Consider the following 25,412-nt stretch of genomic DNA (forward strand, 5'->3'; position numbering starts at 1 on the left):
CACCCGCGGTGGCCGCTCCGCCGGGGGCGGGGAGTGCGGAAAAAGTGCCGAGATCTGCCTCACGTCGGCCCGGTGACCGGGACTACCGCGCCGAGGAGGAGCCCGAAGGCTTCCTTGTCTTCTCCACCGGTGTCCCGGCCGGGCCCCGCGCGCTCTTCTTCAGGAAGCCCATGTCCTCGTAGACGGGGGTGCGGAAACCGAAGGCGCCCGCGTTGGCCAGGTCCTTCCGGGCCGCGGTGAGCTGGGGGCGCTGGTAGAGGGGGATCGAACCGGCCGCCGCCCAGATGCGGGAGTCGGCCTTGCGGAGCAGCTCGGCACGTTTCGCGTCGTTGAGCGTCGTGAGGGCCTGGTCGAAGAGCTGGTCGACCTGGTCGGTGCCGACACGGGTGTAGTTCTGCCCGACGTTCAGCGAGCCGTCGGCGGCCGGGACCGGCTTGGCGTAGACCGGGCGGGCGTCGGTGGCGGGAAAGGCGGTCGCGGGCCAGGAGTAGAGGGCGAGGTCGTACTCACCGGCGGCGATGTGGTCCGTGAAATAGCTCTCGTCGTCGACCGTGGAGATGTCGGTGCGGATACCGACCCGCTCCAGCATCCGCGTGATCCGGTCGGCCACGACGCCCAGAGTCTGTGAGCCGGGCCCGGAGGGGAGCACGAAGTCGAGCGTGAGCGCCTTGCCGTCCTTGGCGAGCGGGGCGTTCTCCGCCTGGGCGGGGGCGGCGGTGCCCTTGGGGGCGTAGGCGCCGGGGGCACCGCCCCGGTGCAGCTGTGTGTGCTCGGTGCCGTCCTGCGCGAGGTGCTCCGCGGTGCCGTCGGCACCGCTCTTGTCGTCGTCCGCCGCGCCCTCCTCGCCGACGATGTACGTGTCGTCGTCCTTCGACCCGCTCTTGGAGCGCTTGTCGGACGACCCGGCCTTCTTGCCCTCCGCACCGGCCGCCTCCTCGCCGTCCTCTTCTTCCTCGTCCCCCTTCTTCTCGTCCTTCTCGTCCTTCTCCTCCTTCTCGGTTTTCTCGGCTTTCTCCTCCTTCTCGTCCTTCTCGTCCTTCTCCTGGTCGACCGGGCCCCCCGGCACCCAGCCGGCGTCCGCGAGCAGGGCGCGCGCCTCCGCGGTGTCCTGGGCGCCGAGGGCGCCGCTCCCGTCGGCGTAGGCGGCCTGCCCGGACAGCGCGACGTGACTGCCGACGGGCTCGGCGGGCAGGTCGAGCGGCTCGAGGACCGCCTTCGCCAGGGCCTCCCGGTCCAGGGCACGGGCCACGGCACGGCGGACCCGCTCGTCGGCGAGCGGGCCTTCGTCGCCGTTGAGGGCGAGCTGGGTGTAGGCGGGCTCCAGCGACTTGCGCACCTCGAACCCGCTGAGGGCCTTCTGCCGACGCGCGTGCGTCGCGGCGGCCTCGCGCCGCTGCTCGCGGGCGGAGATCTCCTCGTCCGCGGCGTCCTCGTCGGAGCCGTTCGCGACGGCCCAGGAGCGCAGGGCGTGGGCGGCGGACCTACCGGCACCGAGGGGCCCCGCCAGGGGCGCACTCACCCGTTCGGCCCCTCCCTTCCCGTCCCGCTCGCTCTCCTGCTCGCCGCCCTCCCCGCTCCCGCGTGCGCTTTCGCCCCGCGGGCCGGCGGCGACGATGCGGCGGGCGCCGGTGGCGTCGATCTCGGCCAGGTCCAGGGTGCCGGCGGTGAGCGCGGCGATCCGTTCGTCGCGGGGCACCGCGCGCAGCACGATCGTCGAGAGCCGGGCCGGCTCGCCCCACCAGCGGGCATTGCGGGTGAGGGTGACCTCCTCGCCCTTGCGGTCGACCTTCTTCACCTTGAACGGGCCGGCGGTGACCTTCAGCTTCTTGCGGGCCCCGTCGTTGAAGGAGTCCGGGGCGCCCATGACGTCCTTCGGGTACAGCGGTGTGAACAGGGACTTCCAGTCGGCGTAGGGGCGACTGAAGGTGACCTTGACCTCCAGGTCGTTCTTGCCGCGCTCGATCTTCTCGATGCGGTCGTAGCCGGCGTTGCGGGCGGTCCAGTAGGCGGTGTCCTCGCCGGACAGGGCACGCCACTGGGCGGCGAAGTCGGCTGCGCCGATCTCCCGGCCGTCGCTCCAGACGGCCTGCTGGTTGAGCCGGTAGAGGACGACCTGCTTGGGCTCGGTCTCGACGACCTCGGCGGACTCCAGGTAGTCGGCGTTGCGCACCGGGCGTCCCCGGTCGTCCATCCGGTACATCGACGGCAGGACGGCCTGCGCGATCCGGGTGGTGGTGGCGTCGGCGTCCGACTGGAAGGTGTTCAGGGTGTCCGGGACGGTGTCCACCGCCCAGCGCAGGGTGCCGCCGTCGGCGATCGCCGTGCGGTCGGCGCGTGCGACGTCCCCCGCGGCGAGAGGCAGGCCGGCCGGGTCCTCGGAACTGCATCCGGCCAGAGCGGGCACCACGAGAGCGCCCGCGGTGAGGAAGACGACCGAGCGCATGACCGCGCGCGGGGCGACGCCGTCGTGGGACATCTCTGGTTACCTCCGGGAAGCCGCGGGCGTTATGATCACTTTTGCTAGCATTTTTAGTGTTCATCTGATGTATGCGGCCACTGAAGAGGAAAGGGTTCGGCAACCGAGAGCGACACGGCGACCACGGGCGGGAAGCTCACCCGTACGACGTAGCGCACCGCACGATGCACCCCTGCGCCTCGGCCAATCGGTGCACATCCCTTCACAGCGCAAGGTGTGACGCGCGACACTCGCAGGCGCATGAACGTTGCCGCCTTGGGCCTGAAGGACCATGAAGGACCCGCGGGAAGTGAGGGCAAGTCATGTCCGTGCACGACGAACTGGCATCCGTCCAGCGCAGCCTCGACGACCTGATCCGGTCGGTGGGACGCCTGGAGAAACAGCTCGGCAGCGGCGGCCTGGAGATGCGCCGCGTCCGATCCGACACCAACCATCTGCGGGAGAGCGTCGCGCTGCTGCGGGAGACGGCCACGACCGGGACCACCGCGCCGAAGCGGCCCGACCTCGTCACCATCTCCGACACGCCGTACGACCCCTCCCTGTGGGTGGACTCGGACGACGAGGGCCTCGGCGTCCGCGACCGCCGCGCCCCCTGACCCCCCACCGGACCCGCAGTGCCCCCTGACCCCTACCGGAGCGGACAAGTGGCCACTGGTACGGAACCCCCTGCCACCGAACCCCACCCCCGACGTACCGGCGTGCGCGCCGGTAGCCGCGCCGCGATCGCCGCTCCGCATCTGCGGACCGACCGCTGGTGGCTGGCCCCGGCCGCCACCGCGGCCGGTCTGCTCGCCTTCGTCGTCTACTCGACCTGGCGGGCCTTCGCGAACGCCGACTACTACGCGGCGCCGTACGTCTCGCCGTTCTACTCCCCGTGCCTCGCGGAGAACTGCGAGACGATGCGCGCCGGACCCAACTGGGAGCTGTTCGGCGGCTGGTGGGGCATCTCACCGGCGATCATCATCCTGGTCTTCCCGCTCGGCTTCCGCCTGACCTGCTACTACTACCGCAAGGCCTACTACCGGGGCTTCTGGGCCGCCCCGCCGGCCTGCGCGGTGGCCGAGCCGCACAAGAAGTACTCCGGGGAGACCCGCTTCCCGCTGATCCTGCAGAACGTCCACCGGTACTTCTTCTACGCGGCGCTCCTGGTCGCCGGGGTGCTGACCTACGACGCCGTCCTCGCCTTCCGCGACGAGCACTACGCGTGGGGCCACATGGGGCTCGGCACCCTCGTCTTCCTGGTCAACATCACGCTGATCTGGCTTTACACCATCTCCTGTCACTCCTGCCGGCACATCGTCGGCGGAAAGCTCAAGCACTTCTCGAAGCATCCCGTGCGCTACCGGATGTGGCAGTGGGTGAGCCGGCTGAACGCCCGGCACATGCAACTCGCCTGGGCGTCGCTGGTGAGCGTGGCGGTCGCCGACTTCTACGTCTATCTCCTCGCGTCCGGCGCCTTCGACGATCCGCGCTTCTTCTGATGAGTGGGGCCTTTTGAGATGACCGTGGTCGACCGGCAGGAATGGGACGTCGTCGTGGTCGGTGCGGGCGGCGCCGGGCTGCGCGCCGCCATCGAGGCACGCGAGCGGGGTGCGCGTACGGCGGTGATCTGCAAGTCGCTGTTCGGCAAGGCGCACACCGTGATGGCCGAGGGCGGCATCGCCGCCGCCATGGCCAACGCCAACGAGCACGACACCTGGCAGGTCCACTTCCGCGACACCATGCGCGGCGGGAAGTTCCTCAACCAGTGGCGGATGGCCGAGCTGCACGCCCAGGAGGCACCGCAGCGGGTGTGGGAGCTGGAGACCTGGGGAGCGCTGTTCGACCGGACGGAGGACGGCCGGATCTCACAGCGCAACTTCGGCGGCCACGAGTACCCCCGCCTCGCCCACGTCGGCGACCGCACCGGCCTGGAGCTGATCCGCACCCTCCAGCAGAAGATCGTCGCGCTCCAGCAGGAGGACTTCCGGGAGACCGGGGAGTACGAGTCCCGGCTGAAAGTCTTCCAGGAGTGCACGGTCACCCGCGTCCTCAAGGACGGCTCCCACGTTTCCGGCGTCTTCGGCTACGAGCGGGAGTCCGGCCGTTTCTTCGTGCTGGAGGCGCCCGCCGTGGTCCTCGCGACGGGCGGCATCGGCAAGTCGTTCAAGGTGACGTCGAACTCGTGGGAGTACACCGGGGACGGCCACGCGCTGGCGTTGCTGGCCGGGGCCCCGCTGCTCAACATGGAGTTCGTGCAGTTCCATCCGACGGGCATGGTCTGGCCGCCGTCGGTGAAGGGCATCCTGGTCACCGAGTCGGTGCGCGGCGACGGCGGGGTGCTGCGCAACTCCGAGGGCAAGCGGTTCATGTTCGACTACGTGCCGGACGTCTTCAAGGAGAAGTACGCCGAGTCCGAGGAGGAGGGCGACCGCTGGTACGACGACCCGGACCGCAACCGGCGTCCCCCCGAACTGCTCCCCCGCGACGAGGTCGCCCGCGCGATCAACGCCGAGGTGAAGGCGGGCCGCGGCTCCCCGCACGGCGGGGTCTTCCTGGACGTGTCCACCCGGATGCCCGCCGACGTCATCAAGCGCCGGCTGCCGTCGATGTACCACCAGTTCAAGGAGCTGGCGGACGTCGACATCACGGCGGAGGCGATGGAGGTCGGCCCGACCTGCCACTACGTGATGGGCGGCATCGCCGTCGACTCCGAGACGGCGGCGACACGCGGGGTGCCGGGGCTGTTCGCGGCCGGCGAGGTGGCCGGCGGGATGCACGGCTCCAACCGGCTGGGCGGGAACTCCCTGTCCGACCTGCTGGTGTTCGGGCGCCGGGCGGGCCTGCACGCGGCCGAACACGCGGGGGCGTACACCGCCGAGCGGCCCCGGGTGGACGACGCCCAGGTCGACGCCGCGGCGGCGGAGGCCCTGCGCCCCTTCTCCGCCGAGGCCGGGGAACCGGCGAAGGGCCCGGCGACCGCTCCGGAGAACCCGTACACCCTGCACCAGGAACTCCAGCAGACGATGAACGACCTGGTCGGCATCATCCGCCGGGAGCACGAGATGGAGGAGGCCCTGCACAAGCTCGCCGAGCTGCGGGTACGGGCGCGCCGGGCCGGGGTCGAGGGGCACCGGCAGTTCAACCCGGGCTGGCACCTCGCCCTGGACCTGCGGAACATGCTGCTGGTCAGCGAGTGTGTGGCACGGGCCGCGCGGGAGCGCACCGAGTCGCGCGGCGGGCACACCCGCGAGGACCACTCCGAGATGGAACGCGCCTGGCGCAACGTCAATCTGCTGTGCGCGATGACCGATCCCACCGGCGGCATCGCGGCCACCGCCCCGGAGCGCGGCCAGATCACCCTGACCCGTGAGACCACCGAACCCATCCGCCCCGACCTGCTCGCCCTCTTCGAGAAGGAGGAGCTGGTCAAGTACCTCGCCGAAGAGGAGCTCTACGAGTGAGCAGCTACGAGGCCCGCTTCAAGGTGTGGCGGGGGGATGTCGAGGGCGGTGGCCTGGAGGACTTCCGGGTCGAGGTGAACGACGGCGAGGTGGTCCTCGACATCGTCCACCGGCTCCAGGCCACCCAGGCCCCCGACCTGGCCGTGCGCTGGAACTGCAAGGCCGGCAAGTGCGGTTCGTGCTCGGCTGAGGTCAACGGGCGTCCCCGGCTGCTGTGCATGACCCGGATGTCGGTGTTCGACCGGGACGAGACGATCACGGTGACCCCGCTGCGGGCCTTCCCGGTGATCCGCGACCTGGTGACCGACGTCGGCTTCAACTACACGAAGGCCCGCCGGGTGCCGGCCTTCGTACCGCCGGAGGGCCTCGGGCCCGGCGAGTACCGGATGACGCAGGAGGACGTGGAACGCTCCCAGGAGTTCCGCAAGTGCATCGAGTGCTTCCTGTGCCAGGACGTCTGCCATGTGGTCCGCGACCACGAGGAGAACAAGCGGGCGTTCGCGGGGCCGCGGTTCCTGATGCGGGTGGCGGAGCTGGACATGCATCCGCTGGACGCCGCCGAGGACACCGGCCTGGACCGCAGGGCCACGGCCCAGGACGAGCACGGGCTCGGCTACTGCAACATCACCAAGTGCTGCACGGAGGTGTGCCCCGAGGGCATCCGGATCACGGACAACGCGCTGATCCCGCTGAAGGAACGGGCGGTCGACCGCAAGTACGACCCGCTGGTGTGGCTGGGGTCGAAGATCAGGCGGCGTTAGGGGTCGTCAGGGGGTCACCCAGCCCTCCCGGTACTCGTCCCAGTTCGTCTCCGTCGCCGCGAAGTCGATGTACGGGGCGACACCGAAGAGCTTCCGGTCGGCGTCCGTGCGGGAGAGGCCGAGGCGGACGCCGCGCACGGCGGCGGCGACGGTCTCGGCATGGCCCCAGTGGCTGAAGTTGCTCTCGTGGTAGAAGGGCAGGCCCATCAGCAGATGGGTGGTGGGCGGGGTGACCTCCAGGGCGAGGGAGGTCTGCAGGGCCACGTAACCGCCGTAGGTGCTCTCCAGCGGCTGCGCCGTGTCGTACGACATCACGGCGATCTGGTCGACGCGCCGGGCGACCTGGCCGAAGAACTCCTGGGACCACCACTTGGGGTGCTCGGCGAAGAGACCGGCGACGGTGTGGAGGGCCGGCAGCGGATCGATCTGGTGGGCGGCCACGGACAGTTGCGCGTCCCGGGCACGGGTGACGGCGCGCAGGTCGTCCAGGAGGGAGAGGTAGTCCCGGTCGCCGGAGTGCAGGGGCTCCAGGTCGAGGTGGACGCCGTCGTAGCCCACGTCCAGGACCTGACCGGCGCTGCGGACGACGGCGGCGCGGGTGGCAGTGCGTTCCAGGCGCATGCCGTCGGGGCCCTCGGTGGCGAGGACGTCGCCGAGGAAGGCCTGGACGCGGACGCCGGGCAGCTCGCGGTGCACGGCGTCGATCAGCCAGCCGGCCTCGGGGTACAGGGACTCGGGCAGGGTGCCGTCGTGCTCCATGGGTCCCGTGTGGACGTACAGGTCGCGGATGCCGGTGCCGTCGAGCCGACGGGCCAGCGCGGTGACGTCGGCGTCCTTCTTCCGCCCGTCGACCCAGGCGTGCCCGAGCCAGAGGGCGTCCCGGTCCCGGGTGTACGTCCCGTCGGCGGGGTCGCCGGCGAAGTTGACCCGTAACACCGCCCCGACGGTCAGCAGCGGCACCAGGACGACGAGCACGACCGCGAGCGCGGTCCACATGAGTCGGCGCTTCCAGCTCCGGGGCCGGTCCCCCGGCCGGTCCCGGGTGTGCTCCGCGTCAGCGGATCGGGGTGCGGCCGACTCCGCGGGTCCAGTGGGCTCCGTGGGTTCAGTGGGCTCCGTGGGTTCAGTGGGCTCCGTGGGTTCAGTGGGCTCCGTGGGTTCAGTGGACTTCGTGGACTCCGTGCCCGGCATCGCGCGTCCCCTCCGCCGCCGGTCCGTCCGGGCCGCGCGGCTGATCTTGCGGAGGAGGACGACGCCGGGAGGCCCGCGGTTGCGTTTCAGGCGGCGGTGGGCGCGTGCCGTTCGTGCACGTGTCCGTCCAGGGGGAAGGCGGGCGGTGCCGCCGGGAGGACACCGGTCAGTGCGAAACCGGCCTTCGCGGCGACGCGGCAGGACGCCACGTTGTCGGCCTGGTGCACCAGCTTCAGGCGGGTCAGGCCTTCCCGGGTGAAGGCCGCGAACGCCCAGTCGGTCAGTGCCGTCAGAGCCCGGTGGGCCACTCCCCGGCCGCGGGCGTGCGCCGCGGTCCAGTAGCCCACCTCGGCGGAACCCGATCCCCTGGCCGCGTACTTGAGGACGGCGTGGCCGACGAGCCGCGGAGCGGAGCCGGGAACCCCCGTCTCCCGCACGGCGAACGCGAACCTGTCCCCCGCCTCCCAGCCCCGCTGCTGCGCCGTCACCCAGCGCGCCGCGCTCGCCTCGTCGTGCACGGCGGCGCTCGTCCAGCGGCGCATCGCCTCGTCCTGGAACAGCTCGACCAGGCCTGCGGAGTCCTCCGGGCTCCAGGGCCGCAGGGTGAGGGCGCCGGCTGCCAGGCGTAACGGGATCGGGGGCGTCGGGATCGGGGGCATGGGGACGAGCGTAGACGAGCGGCTGTCGGTCGAGGTGTCGAAGTGTCGAGGTCAGAAAAGGCTCATGAGGGCTTCGGCCGGGTCGGGGAGGGAGGTTTCCCCGCCGGGGAGGGGGAGTTCGAACCAGACGGTCTTGCCGCGGGGGGTGCGGCGGGAGCCCCAGGCCGCGCTGAGCAGGCCGACGAGCTGGAGACCGCGGCCGCCCTCGTCGGTGTCGCGGGCGCGGCGGCGGCGCGGCTGGACCAGGCCGGAGTCCCAGACCTCGCAGACCAGGGTGCGGTCGAGCAGGAGGCGGAGCCTGATCTCTCCCTCGCCGTACCGCAGGGCGTTGGTGACCAGCTCGCTGACCAGGAGTTCCGTGGTGTCGACGAGGGGTTCCAGGTCCCAGGCGAGCAGTTGCGCGCGGGCGTACTCGCGGGCGCGGCCCACGCTGCGGGGTTCGCGCGGCAGCGTCCAGTCGCCGACGGAATCGGCGGGCAGCCCCTGGACCCTGGCCATCAGCAGCGCGATGTCGTCCTCGCCGTGATGGGTGTTGAGGGTGTTGAGGACGTGGTCGCAGACGTCCTCCAGGTCCCTGTGGGTGTCGGCGCGCGGCGCCGTCGTCGCGGGGTGACGGCCGGGCGACGGGCGGGGCGGGTCGGTGAGGGCGCCCACGAAGGCCTGGAGGCCCTCGTCGAGGGGGTGGTCGCGGCTCTCGACCAGCCCGTCCGTGTAGAGCGCGAGCAGGGCGCCCTCGGGCAGTTCGACCTCGACCTCCTCGAAGGGCTCCCCGCCCACGCCGAGCGGCATGCCCGGCGGCACGTCCAGCATCAGGGCGGCCTCCCCCGGTTCGACCAGGACCGGCGGCAGATGGCCCGCGTTGGCGAAGGTGCACCGCCTGGTCACCGGGTCGTAGACCGCGTAGACGCAGGTCGCCAGGTAGACCTCGGAGAGGTCGGCCTCCCGGGGACGGCGGGCGGCCCGGGTCGCCTGCTGGACCCCTCCGGGGGCACCGAGCCCCTGGACGATCTCGTCCAAATGGGAGAGCACCTCGGCGGGTTCGAGGTCGAGCTGGGCCAGGGTGCGGACGGCGCTGCGCAGTTCACCCATGGCCACCGCGGCACGCAGCCCCCGCCCCATCACGTCCCCGACGACCAACGCGGTGCGGTGGCCGGGCAGTTCGATGACGTCGAACCAGTCGCCGCCGACCTCGCCGGACCGGCCGGTCGTCGCGCTGCCGGGCAGGTAGCGGCAGGCGATGTCGAGGCCGGAGGCCTCCGGGTCGCCGGGCGGCAGCAGGGACCGCTGCAGCAGCAGGGCGCGTTCGTGCTCGCGCCGGTAGAGGCGGGCGTTGTCGATGCAGACGGCGGCGCGCGCGGCCAGCTCCACGGCGAGGTCGCGGTCGCGGTCCCCGAACGGCTCGCTGCCCTTGGTACGGGCGAACTGGGCGAGCCCGACCACCGTGTCGTGGGCGACCATCGGCACGGCGAGCGTGGTCCGCACCAGCCCGCCCTCCTCGCCCGGCACCAGTCGCGGGCGGCCGGTGCGCAGGGCGTCCGCACACGGCGAGTTGAACGCGTAGTTGTGGACGGCACCCAGCTTGACGGGCTCGCCGGTGACGCTGAACGGCGCTTCGGAGACGGCGCTGGCGAAGGCGACGCGGCGCACGTCCGCACTGCCGTCGGCCAGTCCCGGCGGGGTCTCGTCGCCGACCAGCAGCCCCTGGTAGAGGTCGACGGTGGCCAGGTCGCAGAAGCCGGGGACGACCACGTCCAGGAGTTCGCGGGCCGTGGTCTCCAGGTCGAGGGAATTGCCGATCCGGGCGCCGGCCTCGTTGAGCAGGGCGAGGTTGCGCCGTGCGGCAGCGGCCTCGCGGGCGGCGGCACGGCGGGCGGTGATGTCGGTTCCCAGCCAGGCGATGCCGATGGGACGGCCGCTGCCGCTGTGCACGCGGTAGAGGTTGACCGACCAGTGGCGGCGCCCGTCGGCGTCCGGAATGAATCCGGTGACGTGCATGTCCGTGATGGACTCGCCGGTCTCCAGCACCCTGCGCATGGTCGCGGCCACCCGCTCGGCCTCGGCGCGCGGCAGGTAGTCGTGGACACCCTTGCCCCGGTGGTCGTCGGGCATGCCGCCGAAGGTGGACGCGAACCGCTGGTTGGCGCGGCGTACCCGCAGGTCGAGGTCGATCAGCAGGAAGCCGAAAGGGGACTGGCCGAATATGGCCTGCGAGGCGGCGAGATCGGTCTCGATGCTGCGCAGGGTGCGCACGTCGACGACGATGCAGACGGCTGCCTTCTCGCCGTCCTCGGTGCGCGTCGGCATGACGTAGACCTCGGCGATCCCCTCCCGGACGGGCTCGTCGTCCACGGTGTCGGGGATCCGGAAGGGCACGACTCCGGTCCACTCCCGGCCGTCAAGGATCTCGGCCATCTTGCGCTGGCCCCGCTCACGCCGGTCCGGGTCGACGAACGCCGCGATGGGGTCCATCCCGACGGCCCGCTCCGCCGGGATGCCGAGGAGCTGTTCGGCCCTCAGGCTCCACTGGTCGACCAGTCCGTCGGGGCCGATGGAGAAGGACGCGACCTTTATGTAGTCGTACATGGAGCCGGGAGGGCTGCTCTGCCACATCCCGTCGACGGTCGGGGCGCCGGTGGAGGGAGGGGTGCCGGAAGGAGTGACGGAAGAGGCGTCGGCGGCCAACGCCTCGACGGGAGAAACGCCGGCCGCTGCGCCGGCGGGCGGGACGTCGCCGGACGAGGCGTCGCCGGAAGTGAGGCCGTCAGTGGCCTCGGCCCTTGCGCCGTCCGACGGGTCCTCGGACTCCGTGGCCTTCGCTGGTATCTCGCTCACGCGAACCGTCCCCTCCAGCTCACCGCGTCCGGCACCGGTCGCCGGGGGCGGCTGCCCGCAGTATCCAGCACTACGGCGCCACACAACACGGTGTTCACGATCACAGCACGCTCCCGATGCTTTTCGGTCCTAACTGTGAGAACACTCCCAGTCTTCTAACCAGCGGACACGTCATCGAACCCCCTTCTTCGACAACCATCAGGGGCCGGAACCGGCCGCTCGACAGGAGTGGCCCGTGCGTACACGGCCGAGGCGCGGCACAGCGCCTCGTTTCAGCCGGACGCGAACGCCTCACTCGGGCACCGTGAGTTCGAACCACACCGTCTTGCCCACCTCGCCCGGCCGGGTGCCCCAGCGGCGGGCGGTGCGGGCGACGAGCTGCAGCCCGCGCCCGCCCTCGTCCTCGGGCCGGGCGACGCGCTCGTGCGGGAGGTCCGGCAGCGGGTCGGAGACCTCGACCCGCAGCACGCCGTCCGGGCCGGAGGAACGCGACAGGCAGACCCCGATGGGACCGGTGGCGTGCCGCAGGGCGTTGGTGACCAGCTCGCTGACCAGCAGGGCCGCCAGGTCACCGACGCCGTCGAGACCCCAGCCGTGCAACTGCGCACGGACCGTGGAGCGCGCGGCGCCCACGGCACCCGGCTCCGCGGGGAAGGTCCACGTGACCCGGTCGTCGTCGGTGTCGATCACGCGGACCACTTCCGTCACTCCGGGGCTGACAACAGGCTCCCCATATCAGGCTTCATGGGGTCAAGAGATACATACCCGGCATCCCTGCCCGGGTATCGCGCATACGGACATCGGTCACAGGTCCGTCACCTCGAACGCACCGCGGGCTCCGCGTTCGGCGTCGCCCATGAGGTGCGAGGCGAACGGACGGGTACCCGCCTCGGGGAAGGCGAGTCCGGCGACTCCTCCCGGTCCCGGGACCTCGAAGGGCCCCACCGCGCATCAAGCGGCAGGGCCCTCGGGCGGGTACGAGGTCGGGCGGGCGGGCTAGGCGAGTTCGCCGGTGGCGGCCAGATCGTCGAAGAGCAACTGGTCCACGGGCGGCACCAGTTCCCGGTCGGCGTACGAGAACCAGGCCATCTCCTCGATCTCGCTGCTCGGCTCCGGCTCACCCTCGCCCTCGGCGGTGTAGCAGGCCATCCGGACGACCGCGCCCTTGGGAAGGCCGGCGGTTCCGAGGGTCCCGGGGATCGCCGCCTCGTACGTGCCCACGTGGACGGCCGTGTCCGGGTCGAGTGCGACCGCAAGCTCTTCCCTGATCTCCCGCAGCAGCGTCTCGACGTCGCTCTCCGCCCCCTCGCGCTTGCCGCCGGGGATGTAGAAGACGTCCTTTCCGCGCGGGCGCGCGCACAGGATGCGGCCCTTCTCGATCCGCACCCAGGCCACCGTGTCGATCAGCACCGAACCCGTCCCGTTTCCGCTCGTCCGAACCGCAGTCGAACGGGACCCTACCGGGACGCGTGACGTCAGTCGGCGGCCGTCGCGTTCTGCCCGATGCGCTCGACCCAGTACAGCTGCTTGTGCCCGCGGCCGTCGAGGCTGTCCGCGATCTTCTGCGCCTCGGCCCGGGTCGCGTACCGGCCCACGCGGTACCGGTTGCCGTTGTCGTCCTGCCGCACCACGAGCCAGGGAAGCGTGGCCGTGCCGTCGCTCATCGCGCCCCTCCACTTCCCGCCCGCGACCTGCGCCGCGCCCAGCCCGGTAAGGAAACCCCAATCCGCATATGCCCGAGCCTACGCCTTACCTTTACGCAGCGAACATGGGTTTGCACAAAGAGGTACGCAACCAGCCAGTACCCAGGGGGCGCACGGGGGCGAACGCGCCGTACGCAAGCCCGACGTATCCGGTCAGCCGCATGCCGCCCCGGCACCCCCGCTCGGGGCCACCTGCGAGAACGGCCAGATTTCTACGTCGCCCGACCGGGCATGCCGCCGCCCCCGCCCCGCCCGGACGCAGGAACGGAGCGCGGATGGGGCGCAGACGGAGCACTTCGGGCCGGGCGAGGCCCCGGAGCGATCCCCAGGGGCCGTCCGCCCGCGATGCTCCGGGACGGGGCGGGGCGGCTACTTCACCGGAAGGTGGTACGCGACCCGGTAGCGGTCGGCGGGGATCACCACGTCGGCCGTCTCGACCGGGCGGCCCGAGGCGTAGTACGTGCGCCGGACGACCAGGACGACGTGACCGGGGACGCCGCCCAGCGACGCCAGCTCCTCGGCGAGGCCGGGGCGGGCGCCGACCTCCTCGGTGACGTTGTCCACGATCACGTCGATGGCGCGCATGCGCTCGACCACGCCCATGCCGCCGAGCGGTCCCTCCTCGGGCAGCATCACGGGCGTCCGGCCGGTCAGGGCGAGCGGCTCCCAGGAGGTGGAGAGCATCATCGGCTCGCCTGCCTCCCGGAAGAGGTACCGGGTGCGCATCACCCGGTCGCCCGGCTCGATCTCGAGCCGCTCGGCGATGGCCCCGCAGGCATCGGCCTGCGCACTGCTCGACTCCCAGGTGCCCTGCACGCTCCCGTCCGCCTGCTCCTGCCGGAACGGGGTGGCGCCGCGCTCCGGACGAAACCCCGAACGGGCGATGCGCCGGGGGACGGGCCGCTCCCGGACGTAGGTCCCCGAGCCGGAGCGGCCCTCGACCAGGCCCTCCGCCATGAGCACCTTGCGCGCCTCCAGCGCGACCGTGTCGGAGACGCCGTACTCCTCGCGGATCCTCGCCTGGGACGGGAGACGGGTGTGCGGTGGCAGCCGACCGTCGACGATCTTCTTACGGAGATCACCCGCGACACGCAGATATGCCGGCTGCTCACCGAATGTCACTGGCCGCTCCCGTCAGGTTGTACAGATAGCGACAGGGTGGCAACCGTAGGTTGTACCGGGCAAGTGAAGGCCAGAGAATCACTCGAAGTGATGAAGGGTCCTTGCCATGGTCTTTACCCAGGCACTTTCTCCCCGTCGCAGGAGCCCTCACACCTCGATACTGCCGTCATCGGCCCCGCCGTCCCCGCTTCCGGTCCCGTCCTCGCTCTCACTCTCGTCCTCGCCGAACGTCGGCGGGGTGGTGGCCAGGCCCAGAGCCTTGCGCGCGGTGACCGTCTTGCGGGAATCGATGAGCTCCCACCCCTGAGCGGAGTGCTCGTAGAAGGCGTCCAGGCCGTCGGCCTCGGCGGCCTTCGCCCATGCGGCCTCGGCCTTCTCGAGCTCACCGGCGAGTTTCGTCACCGGCCGCTCGGCGTCGGCGGGCCACTCGTGCTCCCGCAGCATCCCGCTCTGCTCGGCGAGCGCCTCGGACATCTGCCCTGCCCACTTCTGGTTGCCGGGCAGGTCCTCCTCGGCCTCCTCCACGGGGATCTGGTCCAGCGCCGCGTTGAGGACGTGCGTGGCCTTCAGATAGGCCACCTGGTCCGCGTCGAGCGTGCTCTCGTCCCGGCGCAGCGACCCGGTGAGGGTGGCGTCCGCGTCCCGGTTGCCGAACACACAGGTGATCACGCGGTCGCCGTAGTCCCAGCTCTCCCGGGACGGCGTGATGTGGTACACGTCCACGTCGGACGGCAGGGCCCAGGCGTCCATGGCGTAACCGTCCTGGAGGGCGTAGCACCGGTCGTCGGCGGTTTCGACGAGGCTGTCGTCGCCCGGGAAGGCGCCGTCGGGCAGGGTGACGAGGGCGAAGACCTCCCCGTCGTGCTCCTGCGAGCAGGGCACCTGGTCGGCCTCGATCGTCCAGCCCACCAGGCCGTCGGGCGAGTCGAAGCAGTCGCCCTCCTCCAGGAGGAGGATCGTGTTGCCGCGCGCCCCCTCCTTGAAGCCCTCCCAGAAGTCGGCCGCGGCGTTGGTGGAGAGCGACAGCACCCACAGCGCCAGCCCGACGGAGGACAGCACGGACCCGGCGATCGCCATGCCCCGGCCGCGCTCCGAGCGCCGCCGGATCTGCCACAGCGCGATCAGCCCCAGTACGAGCCCGACGGCCGGCAGGAAGCACAGCAGGCCGCACACGAGGGCGGCGATGGCGACCCCGTTGACGGCGCCGGCCGGGGGCTGGAACCCGTAGGGGCCGTACGGTGGATAAGGGCCGTGGGGGCCGTGGGGGCCTTGAGGCCCGTAGGGGAACTGCGGTGGTGGATGGGCCCCTTGCGGCTGCGGAGCGGCGTACGGGCTCTGGGGGTACTGCCCCTGGGCGTGCGGGCCCTGGAAGCCCTCGGGCTGACGGGGCCCGGGGGGCGGGGGTATGGACACGGGTGCCGTGCTCCTGGTTCTGCCGTGCTGACGCGGAGAGGTGCATACGCTGGACGCGAGCCGACATACGGCTCCGCGCGCATCGTAAGCGGGCTGTACGCGGGGACCGTCGGGGCGTCCCGGTTCGGGCCGGGCCGAGTCCGCGGGACCGCGTACCCCTCGGGGCCTCTCAGGACCTCACGGCATGCCACACGCCCCGCCCCCGCGGCGGGCGGCCGGGTCACCGACCCGGAGCCCGACCACGGGGACGAGGCACAGGAACAGCATTGACGCGGAGTCAGGTCCTGTGTCAGAACTGCAGGGCCCAGCCGTTGAGCCGGCCCGAGTCGAACCAGGCGTTGTCGCTCACCCGCAGCTTCCACGTGCCGTTCGCGGTCTCCGAGGAGGCGTTGACCGTGTACGTGGTCTTGATGTTGTCCGTGCTGCCGCCGGTGCCGTACGACTTCAGCGTGTACGCCGTGCCGTCGGGGGCGATCAGCTGGACCCGGAGGTCACCGATGTAGGTGTGGGTGATGTCCACCTCGACGGCCAGGTCGGAGGGTGCGTTGCCGGAGACGCCCGAGACGGTGATCGGGGACTCGACGGTGGACCGGTCGGGGATGGCGACGCCCTGGGTGCTCTCGAAGCGGTCACCGGTGGGCGGCGGGGTGGTGCCGCCCTCTCCCACGTTCAGCAGGAGGTTGGGGGAACCGCTGCCCGGGTTGCCGACGACGCCGGTGGTGGCGGCGGCCGTCAGCGCGGAGGAGACCTGGGCGGGGGTGGCCGAGGGGTTGGCGGCCAGGTGGAGGGCGGCCGCTCCGGCGACGTGCGGGCTCGCCATGGACGTACCGGAGATGGTGCTGGTGGCGGTGTCGCCGCTGTTCCAGGCGGAGGTGATGGAGGAGCCCGGGGCGAACAGGTCGAGGATCGAACCGTAGTTGGAGTAGCTGGCGCGGGCGTCGCTGGAGGTGGTGGCGCCGACGGTGATCGCCTCGGCGACGCGGGCCGGGGACTTGGTGGAGGCGTTGGTGGACTCGTTGCCTGCCGCGACGACGAAGGTGACGCCGGAGGCGACCGCGTTGCGTACGGCCGTGTCGAGGGCGCTGTCGGCGCCGCCGCCGAGGGACATGTTGGCGACGGCGGGCTTGACCGCGTTCCGGGCGACCCAGTCGATGCCGGCGACGACCTGGGCGGTGGTGCCGGAGCCGGAGTTGTTCAGCACCCGGACGCCGACGACCTTCGCCTTCTTGGCCACGCCGTAGGCGTTGCCGGCGACGGTGCCCGCGACATGGGTGCCGTGGCCGTGGCCGTCCTGGGCGGTGTTGTCGTTGTCGATGGCGTCATAGCCGTAGGAGGCACGGCCGCCGAAGTCGTTGTGCGTGATGCGGACGCCGGTGTCGATGACGTAGGCGGTCACGCCCTCCCCGGCCGAGTCCGGGTAGGTGTACGAGTTGTTCAGCGGCAGGTTCCGCTGGTCGATGCGGTCCAGGCCCCAGGAGGGCGGGCTGGGCTGGGTGGCGGTGATGTGGAAGGTGCGGTTCTGGATCACCGAGGCGACGGCCGGGTCGGCGGCGAGACGTTTCGCCTCGGCCTCGGACGCCTCGACCTCGTAGCCGTTGAGGGCCTTGGTGTAGGTCCGCTCGATCTCGGCGCCGTACTTCTCCGCCAGGGCACGGCCCTTGGCGGAGCCGGCCTTCGCCTCGTCCGCCTTCAGGGTCACGATGAAGCTGTCGGCGACGGCGTTCGCCGCACCCTCGTACTGGATGCGGCCTTCGGCAGCGGCGGGGGCCGCGCCGGCGGGGAACGCGGCGACGAGCCCCGCCACGAGCGCCGCGCTGGTCGCGACGCCGAGGGTGGCCATTCTTCGCCGGGGATGACGCATCACTGCCATGTGAGGGTTCCTCCTCAGTCGGTGGTGCGTTGCTGTGGGGGGCGGTGCGGGCGGCGCACGTGCTGCGGAGGTGGCACAGCGGGCCCATTAATGACCTGCCCATGACAACTCTCAGTGACCGGTCAACTCCGTGCGCCAGATGAAAGATTGAGGGTTCCACAGGAATCGCACAAGGGCCCTGCACGAACGAAACAGAGCTGCCATGCACGCGTCATATTCCCGCCGGGTCTTCGGCGGGGCCTCCCCCGGCGGCGCGCCACGCCACGCGGGAGGCCCCGCCGAACACCCTCGAGCGAACACGCGAAAGCCGCACTTCGGTCGAAGTGCGGCTCAGTGAAAACGAGATGACCGCGGGGCCCCGCCAGGCCCCGCGAACGGATCCGAAAGGGTCGACGCCCCGGGCGGCGACGTCAGCGCGGGCCGGCGGACGGACAGCGGTTTCGTCGTACGGGCCTGCCCACCCGCGGGACGGCCGGCGCGCCGCTCCCGCCGGTGGCCGGCCGTGGCGACCCCGTCATGGGGTCAGGGCAGGGGCGTACCACCCGTCGCGTTGAGGATCTCCGCGGTGATGAAACTGGCCTGCGCCGAGGCCAGATAGACATAGGCCGGCGCCATCTCCGCCGGCTGGGCGGGGCGGCCGAGAGGGCTCTGCTTGCCGAACTCGGCGGTGTCCTCCAGCGTCGCGGGGATCAGCGGGGTCCACACGGGCCCGGGCGCCACGGCGTTCACCCGGATCCCGTCGGACGTGAGCATCTGGGCCAGGCCCTGCGTGAACGTGACGATCGCCCCCTTCGTCATCGCGTAGTCGAGGAGATGGGGGGTGGGCTTGTAGGCCTGGACGGACGCGGAGTTGATGATCGAGCCGCCCGCCGGGATGTGCGGCAGGGAGAACTTGCACAGCCAGAACATGCCGTAGAGGTTCGTGCGCACGACCCGGTCGAACTGCTCGGTGGAGATGCTGCCGATGCCCTTCGGCTGAGCCATCTGGTAGGCGGCGTTGTTGACGAGGACGTCGATGCGCCCGAATTCCGCCACGGCCCCGTCGACCAGCGACCGGCACCGGGACTCCTCGCGGATGTCACAGGCGACGGCCACGGCGCGCCGGCCCGCCTCCTCCACGAGCCGCGTCGTCTCGCGCGCCTCGTCCTCCTCCTCCGGCAGATGGGTGAACAGGACGTCGGCGCCCTCCCGGGCGAACGCGAGGGCGACCGCTCGGCCGATACCGGAGTCGCCTCCGGTGATCACGGTCTTCCGGTCCTTCAGCAGCCCGCTGCCGCGGTAGGAATCCTCGCCGTGGTCGGGCGGCGGGTCCATCGGGCCGGTCCACCCCGGGTGCGGCTGGTCCTGCGAGGGGAAGTCCGGCTGCGGGTGCAGGCTGGTGGGGTCCTGCGGTGCGTCGTTTCCGTCCGTCATCGTGTCGCCTTCCTGTTCACGTCGCCTCTGTACGCGCCGCCCTCTGTCCGTGCCGCGCTCTGTCCGCCTCGCACCCGGCCGTCACACGGAACGCTGGTTGTACGCCCTCGACGCGCGGTCGTTGAGCGCGCTGCCCCACGCACGGACCTTGCGCGCCACCGGATGGGACGGGGGTCCGACCTCGGCGCCCCTCCGAAGCCCTCGATGGCCGTCTCCGGCAGACGGCAGCATGCGGGCGGCCAGGGAGGTGGCCCGGGTGGTGAGCGCCGGTGCCACACCGTGCGCGAGGCCGGCCGCGCGGGCGGCGGGCGTGAGCACGAGGCGCGTACGCCGCCGCTGGATGCCGCGGACGATGGCCTTCGCCGCACGGCCGGCGTCCATGGACACCAACGGCATGCCCGCCACCGTCGAGAACCAGGCGAATTCCTTCTCCTGCTCACCCCCGAAGACGGCGTGCAGGTGCGAACCGGTGCGCATGAGGCCCGGATGGACGGCGGTGACGGTGACCCCGTCGCGGGCGGCTTCGGCATGAAGCCCCTCCGCCAGCGTTCCCACGGCGGACTTGGCGCAGGAGTACGGCAGCAGGTGCGGGGCGGCGAGCAGCCCGCCGACCGAACCGATCAGCGCGAGCCGGCCGCCGGCCGGGCTCCTCCGCAGATACGGCAGCGCCTCCAGCGAGGTGTGCAACGCGCCGTAGAAGATCGTGTCCATCGCGGACCGGAACTCCTCGGCGCCGACGGCCTCCACGGGCGCCACCTGGATGATCCCCGCGTTGGCGATCACCAGGTCGACGCCTCCGCATTCCCGGGCGGTTTCGCCGAGCACGTCCCGCACGGCCGCACGGTTCCGCACATCGCACACCGCTGTACGGATGCGTGCCCCGCGGCGCCGCCGGAGCAGGTCCGCCGCCCGGGTCAGCTCTTCGCCGTCCCGGGCGACCATCGTCACGGCGCAGTGCTGAGCCGCCAGCTCGTCCGCGAGGAGCAGCCCCAGCCCCCGCGAGCCGCCGGTGACCACGGCTGACAGTCCCCGGATGGACGGGGAAGCGGTCAGAGGTGACATCACGGCCTCCTTGTACGTGCGCGGCCCGCGCGGCTTCCTGGCGTTGCGGACCGGGGTGCCTCGCGGACGAGTGCCCCTGTCGTGCGCGGTTAACGCCTGCGGCACGGCGCGGTGGAGCAGCGCGGTGCGGCAGCGCGGTGTGGCGTGCCGCTGGTTGCGGGTACCCGCAGAGCGCCAGTGCCTGTGACATCCGTGTGAGACACGCGAGACAGAGGAGACGCGTCATGCCGTCCGGATCGAGCGCCAAACGAGAGCGGCAGTACGAGCACATCAAGGAGAGCGCCGAGGAGCGCGGCAGGTCGAAGGAGCGTGCGGAGGAGATCGCCGCACGCACGGTGGACAAGGAGCGTGCGCGTTCGGGTGAGGCCGAGACCTCGAGCAAGACCTCCACACAGGACCCGAAGTCCGCCTCGCAGCGTGGCGGAGAGCGTTCCCACAGGGGTGCGCAGGGCCCCACGAAGGATCAGCTCTACGAAGAGGCGAAGAAGAAGAACATCGAAGGCCGTTCGTCCATGAACAAGCAACAACTGCGCAAGGCCGTCGGGCGCTGACCGCCCACGCCGGAACGGACCGGCAGGGCCGCCCCGCGGCTGAACGCCGGCGCCGCGCGCCCGCCCCTACCGCCCCGGTGCGGGCGCGCGGCGATGGCGTTCAGCCGCGTTCGCCAGCTCGCGGAGAAGCTGGTGCGTCTCGACGACGAGTTCGCCGCCCGTGGCGACCGCCGCCCCTTCCTCCCGCTGGATGTCCGTGGCCAGTGCGTCGTGGGCGGCCAGCGCTTCTTCCAGCGCGGCGTCCCGCCGGTCCTGCTGCGCTGCGGAGGGGGGCCGTCCGACCTTCTCCAGGATTTCCGCGTCCACGCGACACACGGTCGCCGCCCGCCCCAGCACTTCGGCACAGCGGGCCAGGTACGCGGAGGAGGGGGCCACCAGGCGCGGCTCGTTGCCGGCCGCGCCCTCGAGGGTGCGGGTGATGGCGACGAGGTGACCGCTGATCCGCTCCCAGGCCATGTCCGCTTCGGCCGGGGGCAGCGCGGGACCGTTGCGGCGCATCCGCCGCCCGGGGTTGAACCGGTAGCTCTCCGCGGTCCACTGCCTGGCATCGGCCAGGGCCTGCACCGTCCCACCCAGCCGCCAGGCGCGGTCGTACCACTCTCCGGCGTCCGAGATCCCGTCCTCCCCGCGGAGCCCCTCGGCCACCGATGCCAGTAGCTCCCCACTGCGACTGACCAGTGCGTGAAGGTTCTCCCGCGCACTGCGCAGATGCACCGGCGGCAGCACGAACGCGTTGACCGCGACACCGACCACGGCACCGATCAGCGTCTCGAGCAGCCGGTGGCCGACGTCTCCCGCTGTGGACGCGCCGTAGGTGATGACGAACAGGGCCGTGGTGGCGCCGTAGATGCCCTGGCTGCCCAGTCGGCGATGGTTGCCGATCAGCACCAGGGGCGGCAGGGTGAGCGCCATCGCGCCCAGGGTGGAATCTCCGGTGACGGCCAGTGCCGCCGAAGCCCACAGCGTGCCCACCACGATGACGGCGAACTGCTGCACCCCCGAGTGCACCGACCGGTAGACGGTGCTCGCCACCAGCACGATGGCGGTCCAGGGTGCCAGCAGGGCCATCGGCGCCTCGAGCCACCATCCGGTCAGCGCCCAGGCGGCGATCGCCGCGCCGGCGGCCTTGAGCGACTGCACCATGGTGTCCCGTTCGGGGCCCGGGTGCCTCAGTGCGGAGCGGGCGCTACGGCCCACCGCGGCAAGCTCCCACCCCAGCCGGCGAGCCACCGTTCGAAGCCACGCCGCCAACCGATCTTCCTCCTGTTCCGCGTCCGGCCTCTCCCGGCCGCCCAGTCGGTGCGGCCTGCGCGTCGGCGACAACCCCCGCTCCACCCCTTCGCATCGGCGCGAGTACCCCGGCGCAGCCCGGGACACGCGCACCCGGCCGGCCTGGACGGTATAAAGAATTCCTATATCCGAGGAAACACTCTTCGCGGCTAGGCTCGTGCCTCAATCATCCGGGCCGGGATCCAGGCCTTCCGCATTTCGCCGCGCAAGAGGAGTCCATCCGTTGAACGCGATGTGGCGCGTACAGCCGAAGAATACGGCACTGCTCGTGATCGACATGCAGAACGATTTCGTTCTGGAGGGTATCCGATGGAGGTGCCGATGGCACGCCGGCGGATACCGGAGATGCAGAAGGTCATTACCGGGTGCCGAGAGGCCGGAATTCCGGTGATCTACACCCGGCACATTCTGCTCGACACGTTCGACGTGTCGCCGCTGGAATCCACCTACAACCCGGCGCTGCTGACCGCGGGCATGCGCGGCGGCACGTTCGGCGCGCAGGTCGTCGACGCCCTCGCACCGGAGCCCGAGGACGTCGTCGTTCAGAAGCACCGCTACGACGCCTTCCACAACACGCGGCTGGAAAGCGTACTGGCCGGCATTTCGGGCCTGCGCCAGGTGGACACGGTGATCATCATCGGCACCCTCACCGAGGTCTGCTGCGATTCCACCGCGCGCGGCGCGTACATGCGCGACTTCAAGGTGGCTTTCGTCTCCGACGCCACCGGAGCGCGCAGCGACGCGGCACAGAAGGCGACGGAGGACACCATGGGCACGTTCTTCGGCCGGGTCCTCAAGAGCGGAGAACTGGTCGCGGAAATCCGTGAAAGCGAAAGCAGAGAAGGAAGAGCGGCATGACGACAAAAGAGTACGACGTCCGCTATGAGCGCTCGGCTGTTCTGCTGCTGTCCCTGGGATTCGGTCTCGTCGGCCTGGACCGCTGGATCATCAGCCCGCTCTTCCCCTCGATGATGAAGGAACTCGGGCTCGACTACCAGGACCTGGGCAACATCATCGGTGTCCTCGGTCTGGCCTGGGGTTGTTCCTCCCTCCTCATGGGCGGTCTCTCCGACCGGCTGGGACGGCGCGGGGTCCTGGTCGGTTCGATCGTGTTCTTCTCGGTCTGCTCGCTGCTGACCGGCATGGTCGGCGGGCTCGTCAGCCTGCTCCTGGTGCGGGTCGTCATGGGCGTCACCGAGGAGGCGTTCTCCCCGACCGCGGTGGCCGCCACGGCGGAGGCGTCGCGACCCGAGCGGCGCGGGTTGAACATGGACATCCAGCAGAGCACCTTCGCCCTGTTCGGGGTCGGCCTGGGGCCCATCATCGCCACCCAGTTGCTGAGGATCCTGCCGAGCTGGCACTGGGTCTTCGCCATCATGCTGCTGCCCGGCCTGGTGCTGGCCTACTTCGTCTTCCGGACCATCCGCGAGCCGCACCAGCTGCCGGCCTTCGAGTCCGCCGTCGCCCCCGTCTCTCCCCAGGACCGGATGAGCGCGTACATGGTCCGGTAGTCGTCCACCGCGTGGAACCGGGAGATCTCGTACGTCTCGATCAGCGTGGTGGTGATCCGCGCGTGGTGGGTCAGCACGGGGTTGTCGAACAGGACGAACCGGTGACGGGAGAGGAGGTCCTTCAGGGCCAGGGCGCTGATCTCCTCCAGGACGGTCCCCGGCGGATGGACCAGCGCCATGTCCTCGGTGCCGATGACCTCGGTGCCGAACGGGTGGTCGGGCTCCGTGGAGTAGAAGAGCCCGGCGTCGAGCTGGTTGAGTTCCAACAGGTCGATGAGGGTGGTGGCGGGCCGGCTGGTGACCCGGAACTCGCCGGCTCCGTAGTCACCGAGCGCGCTGCTGACCACGGCCCGTACGGAGCGCTCGGACAGCCAGTTGTCCACGCCGAACATGACCCGGTGCGGATGGCCGGCCACTTCGGCGAAGCTCCGCGGCTTGGCCGGGTCCTTGTCGCCGAGGACCGCCGAGGCGTTCGACAGGTCCTGGATGAGCTGGGCCGCGTAGGGCAGGAAGTAGGACCCCTGGGGGGTGAGCACCACGCCGGTCCAGCCGCGTTCGAACAGCGCGAAACCGAGGCTCTCCTCCAGCCTGCGCAGCCGCTGGCTCATGGTCGGCTGGGTGACGTAGAGGGCGGCGGCGGCCTTGGAGATGCTCCGGTGCCTGGCCACCGCGAGGAAGGAGTGAAGGGCCTCAAGGTCCACGAATGCCCCGTCCCGGTCACGAGCGAACTGGATGAGACGGACCCTACTTCCTCCCGGAGCCCTTGTGACCTGCCGCGGACCGACGCGACCGCGGGCCGCTCGCCGCCCCGTTCCTCACCCCCACGCACGCCTCGCCCGGTGGGACAGCGCCGCGACCGGCCCTGCCTGCACCAGCAGCACCACGGCCGTGCCCAGGGCCAGGGGGGACACCGGCCGGTCGCCCGCGGCCCCGATCGCCCAGGCCGCCAGGGCGACCCCCGCCCCGGTCACCACCAGCGGAAGAACGAACCAGCCCCACAGAGCGCTGCCGTAACGCCGCGGACGGAGCAGGTGGGCGAAGCCGGCCAGCGCCCCCAGGGCCGCCAGGTAGCCCAGGTAGACGCTGGTGGCGGCGATCAGCTGAGGCTGGTACAGCGGTTCGTTCTGCGTCACCTGCCGCACGTCGCCCCGGGCGACGGCCACCACCTCGCCGCGCCAGACGGTTCCGGTGACCCGGTCCCCCCGCTCCAGGCGGTGGAAGAGCGGTTCCTCGCCTCGCATCCGGACCGTGCCGTCCCAGCGGCCGGAGCCGGCCAGGGTCAGCTCGTGATCGTCCGAACCCTTCGCATGCGTCACCGTCACCACGTCCACCACCCGGAAGTCCACCGCACGCAGGCACTCCTCCCCCTTCTCGTAGGGCGTGGCCGGCGAGCAGGGAACGGCGGCCCGGTAGGCCCGGTGGCGGGCGACGTCCTCCGGAATACCGGTGAACAGGTCTTGGCCGAGAAGCCCCAGGAAGAGCGCGACGATCAGGAGGACCGCACCCCCCGCCTGCTTCCCCACCGTGTGCCAGGGCAGCATCGAGCCCACCCCGACCGGCCCGCGGCCCCTCCCCCGCAACCGCAGCACCAGGCGGGCACCTCCGCCCACCAGGCCCACCGACACCGACAGCAGAGCGAGCAGGAACAACTCGTAGGAGAGGTCCATCCGGTCGTTCCACGTCTCGACCGAGGTGAGGTCCCCACGGTCCGGGCCCTCCATCTCGATCCAGCCCGTGTCCCACCCTTCGGGGCCGTCCCCTCGGACCGGAGGGCCGAACAGCGACGGATCGCGCCCGAGATCGCAGAGGTACTCACCCTCCCGCGGGCCGGCCCAGGGATCGTTCCACTCGACCACGCACCGGCCGTCGGACTGCTCCTCCAGTACCGTCAGCTCGACCAGCTCGATCTCGGTCGCCGTCTCATGCACGCAGGCCCCGGCCCCCACCAGCAGCAGCCCCAGAAGCAGTACCCACCGGAACACCGGGCCCGCCCCCGCCGTCCTCACCGACCCACCTCCGGCACCCCGCACCCATTCGACGCGGCCCAGTGTCCCCTCGGGCGATGGACTTGATCAACGACGGTCTCGGGCAGTGGACGGCCCGTCGGCGACCGGG

The 25,412-nt window shown here is 71.4% G+C and carries 22 protein-coding genes; 7 read left to right on the forward strand and 15 right to left on the reverse strand.

All coding sequences use genetic code 11. The annotated features are described in order from the left end of the window. Positions 1-82: 82 nt before the first annotated feature. Positions 83-2,476 carry an ABC transporter family substrate-binding protein gene (locus JL475_RS06825; protein ID WP_202276417.1) on the reverse strand — a complete coding sequence of 798 codons (2,394 nt, stop codon included), beginning with the start codon at positions 2,474-2,476 and terminating at the stop codon, positions 83-85. Positions 2,477-2,778: 302 nt separating this feature from the next. On the opposite strand from JL475_RS06825, the gene JL475_RS06830 reads away from it, so the two are divergent. The 4 genes from JL475_RS06830 to JL475_RS06845 are packed head-to-tail and all read left to right on the forward strand — an operon-like array spanning position 2,779 to position 6,680. Continuing rightward, on the forward strand, positions 2,779-3,072 hold the full coding sequence (locus JL475_RS06830) for a hypothetical protein (RefSeq protein ID WP_202276419.1): 294 nt from the start codon (positions 2,779-2,781) through the stop codon (positions 3,070-3,072). Between the two features lie 48 nt (positions 3,073-3,120). Next, a complete protein-coding gene (locus JL475_RS06835; RefSeq protein ID WP_202276421.1) occupies positions 3,121-3,957 on the forward strand; it encodes a hypothetical protein in 837 nt (278 codons plus the stop codon). Positions 3,958-3,975: 18 nt separating this feature from the next. Beyond that, a complete protein-coding gene (locus JL475_RS06840; protein WP_202276423.1) occupies positions 3,976-5,919 on the forward strand; it encodes a fumarate reductase/succinate dehydrogenase flavoprotein subunit in 1,944 nt (647 codons plus the stop codon). Then, positions 5,916-6,680: a succinate dehydrogenase/fumarate reductase iron-sulfur subunit gene (locus tag JL475_RS06845; protein ID WP_202276425.1), complete on the forward strand. Its 765-nt coding sequence runs from the start codon at positions 5,916-5,918 to the stop codon at positions 6,678-6,680. The genes JL475_RS06840 and JL475_RS06845 overlap by 4 nt, the downstream gene beginning before the upstream one ends. A 6-nt stretch (positions 6,681-6,686) precedes the next feature. On the opposite strand, the gene JL475_RS06850 is transcribed toward JL475_RS06845, so the two are convergent. The 11 genes from JL475_RS06850 to JL475_RS06900 all read right to left on the reverse strand — a co-directional run bounded on the left by JL475_RS06850 (position 6,687) and on the right by JL475_RS06900 (position 19,945). After that, the gene (locus tag JL475_RS06850) at positions 6,687-7,871 is read right to left on the reverse strand and encodes a glycosyl hydrolase family 18 protein (protein ID WP_202276427.1); all 1,185 of its coding nucleotides are present in this window, start codon (positions 7,869-7,871) and stop codon (positions 6,687-6,689) included. Positions 7,872-7,957: 86 nt separating this feature from the next. Continuing rightward, positions 7,958-8,530, reverse strand: coding sequence for a GNAT family N-acetyltransferase (locus JL475_RS06855; protein WP_202276429.1), 573 nt, complete (start codon positions 8,528-8,530; stop codon positions 7,958-7,960). 51 nt (positions 8,531-8,581) lie between these two features. Then, the gene (locus JL475_RS06860) at positions 8,582-11,362 is read right to left on the reverse strand and encodes a SpoIIE family protein phosphatase (protein WP_202276430.1); all 2,781 of its coding nucleotides are present in this window, start codon (positions 11,360-11,362) and stop codon (positions 8,582-8,584) included. A 291-nt stretch (positions 11,363-11,653) separates the two neighbouring features. Then, complete coding sequence (locus JL475_RS06865) at positions 11,654-12,061, reverse strand: ATP-binding protein (RefSeq protein ID WP_202276668.1); 408 nt, start codon at positions 12,059-12,061, stop codon at positions 11,654-11,656. Positions 12,062-12,358: 297 nt separating this feature from the next. Further along, positions 12,359-12,772 carry an NUDIX domain-containing protein gene (locus tag JL475_RS06870; RefSeq protein WP_202276431.1) on the reverse strand — a complete coding sequence of 138 codons (414 nt, stop codon included), beginning with the start codon at positions 12,770-12,772 and terminating at the stop codon, positions 12,359-12,361. A 65-nt stretch (positions 12,773-12,837) separates the two neighbouring features. Further along, positions 12,838-13,026 (reverse strand): SPOR domain-containing protein, encoded by a 189-nt coding sequence (locus JL475_RS06875; protein WP_202276432.1) that lies wholly within the window; start codon positions 13,024-13,026, stop codon positions 12,838-12,840. Positions 13,027-13,434: 408 nt separating this feature from the next. Beyond that, positions 13,435-14,187, reverse strand: a complete 753-nt coding sequence (locus JL475_RS06880; RefSeq protein WP_202276433.1) for a GntR family transcriptional regulator — start codon at positions 14,185-14,187, stop codon at positions 13,435-13,437. A 147-nt stretch (positions 14,188-14,334) separates the two neighbouring features. Beyond that, the gene (locus tag JL475_RS06885) at positions 14,335-15,600 is read right to left on the reverse strand and encodes a DUF4190 domain-containing protein (RefSeq protein ID WP_202276434.1); all 1,266 of its coding nucleotides are present in this window, start codon (positions 15,598-15,600) and stop codon (positions 14,335-14,337) included. Positions 15,601-15,889: 289 nt separating this feature from the next. Beyond that, positions 15,890-17,470, reverse strand: coding sequence for a S8 family peptidase (locus tag JL475_RS06890; protein WP_202276435.1), 1,581 nt, complete (start codon positions 17,468-17,470; stop codon positions 15,890-15,892). Between the two features lie 522 nt (positions 17,471-17,992). After that, complete coding sequence (locus JL475_RS06895) at positions 17,993-18,883, reverse strand: SDR family oxidoreductase (RefSeq protein ID WP_202276436.1); 891 nt, start codon at positions 18,881-18,883, stop codon at positions 17,993-17,995. 81 nt (positions 18,884-18,964) lie between these two features. Further along, on the reverse strand, positions 18,965-19,945 hold the full coding sequence (locus tag JL475_RS06900) for an SDR family oxidoreductase (protein ID WP_202276437.1): 981 nt from the start codon (positions 19,943-19,945) through the stop codon (positions 18,965-18,967). Between the two features lie 224 nt (positions 19,946-20,169). Here JL475_RS06900 and JL475_RS06905 point away from each other — a divergent pair, with 224 nt between their 5' ends. Next, positions 20,170-20,496, forward strand: a complete 327-nt coding sequence (locus tag JL475_RS06905) for a plasmid stabilization protein (protein WP_202276449.1) — start codon at positions 20,170-20,172, stop codon at positions 20,494-20,496. Positions 20,497-20,562: 66 nt separating this feature from the next. Here JL475_RS06905 and JL475_RS06910 read toward each other — a convergent pair whose 3' ends face one another. Further along, positions 20,563-21,693, reverse strand: a complete 1,131-nt coding sequence (locus JL475_RS06910) for an FUSC family protein (RefSeq protein WP_307824988.1) — start codon at positions 21,691-21,693, stop codon at positions 20,563-20,565. Positions 21,694-22,095: 402 nt separating this feature from the next. Here JL475_RS06910 and JL475_RS06915 point away from each other — a divergent pair, with 402 nt between their 5' ends. Both JL475_RS06915 and JL475_RS06920 read left to right on the forward strand, forming a co-directional pair. Further along, entirely contained in the window at positions 22,096-22,644 is a 549-nt protein-coding gene (locus JL475_RS06915) for an isochorismatase family cysteine hydrolase (RefSeq protein WP_202276451.1), read from the forward strand. After that, the gene (locus tag JL475_RS06920) at positions 22,641-23,297 is read left to right on the forward strand and encodes an MFS transporter (protein ID WP_202276453.1); all 657 of its coding nucleotides are present in this window, start codon (positions 22,641-22,643) and stop codon (positions 23,295-23,297) included. Before JL475_RS06915 ends, JL475_RS06920 begins: the two co-directional genes overlap by 4 nt. Here JL475_RS06920 and JL475_RS41440 read toward each other — a convergent pair. Both JL475_RS41440 and JL475_RS06930 read right to left on the reverse strand, forming a co-directional pair. Next, positions 23,189-23,998, reverse strand: coding sequence for a LysR family transcriptional regulator (locus JL475_RS41440; protein ID WP_202276455.1), 810 nt, complete (start codon positions 23,996-23,998; stop codon positions 23,189-23,191). The genes JL475_RS06920 and JL475_RS41440 overlap by 109 nt on opposite strands. A 114-nt stretch (positions 23,999-24,112) precedes the next feature. Further along, positions 24,113-25,303 (reverse strand): hypothetical protein, encoded by a 1,191-nt coding sequence (locus JL475_RS06930; RefSeq protein WP_202276456.1) that lies wholly within the window; start codon positions 25,301-25,303, stop codon positions 24,113-24,115. Positions 25,304-25,412 lie beyond the last annotated feature (109 nt).

Origin of the sequence: Streptomyces sp. M2CJ-2, from assembly GCF_016757295.1 — a bacterium.
Classification (GTDB): Bacteria; Actinomycetota; Actinomycetes; order Streptomycetales; family Streptomycetaceae; genus Streptomyces.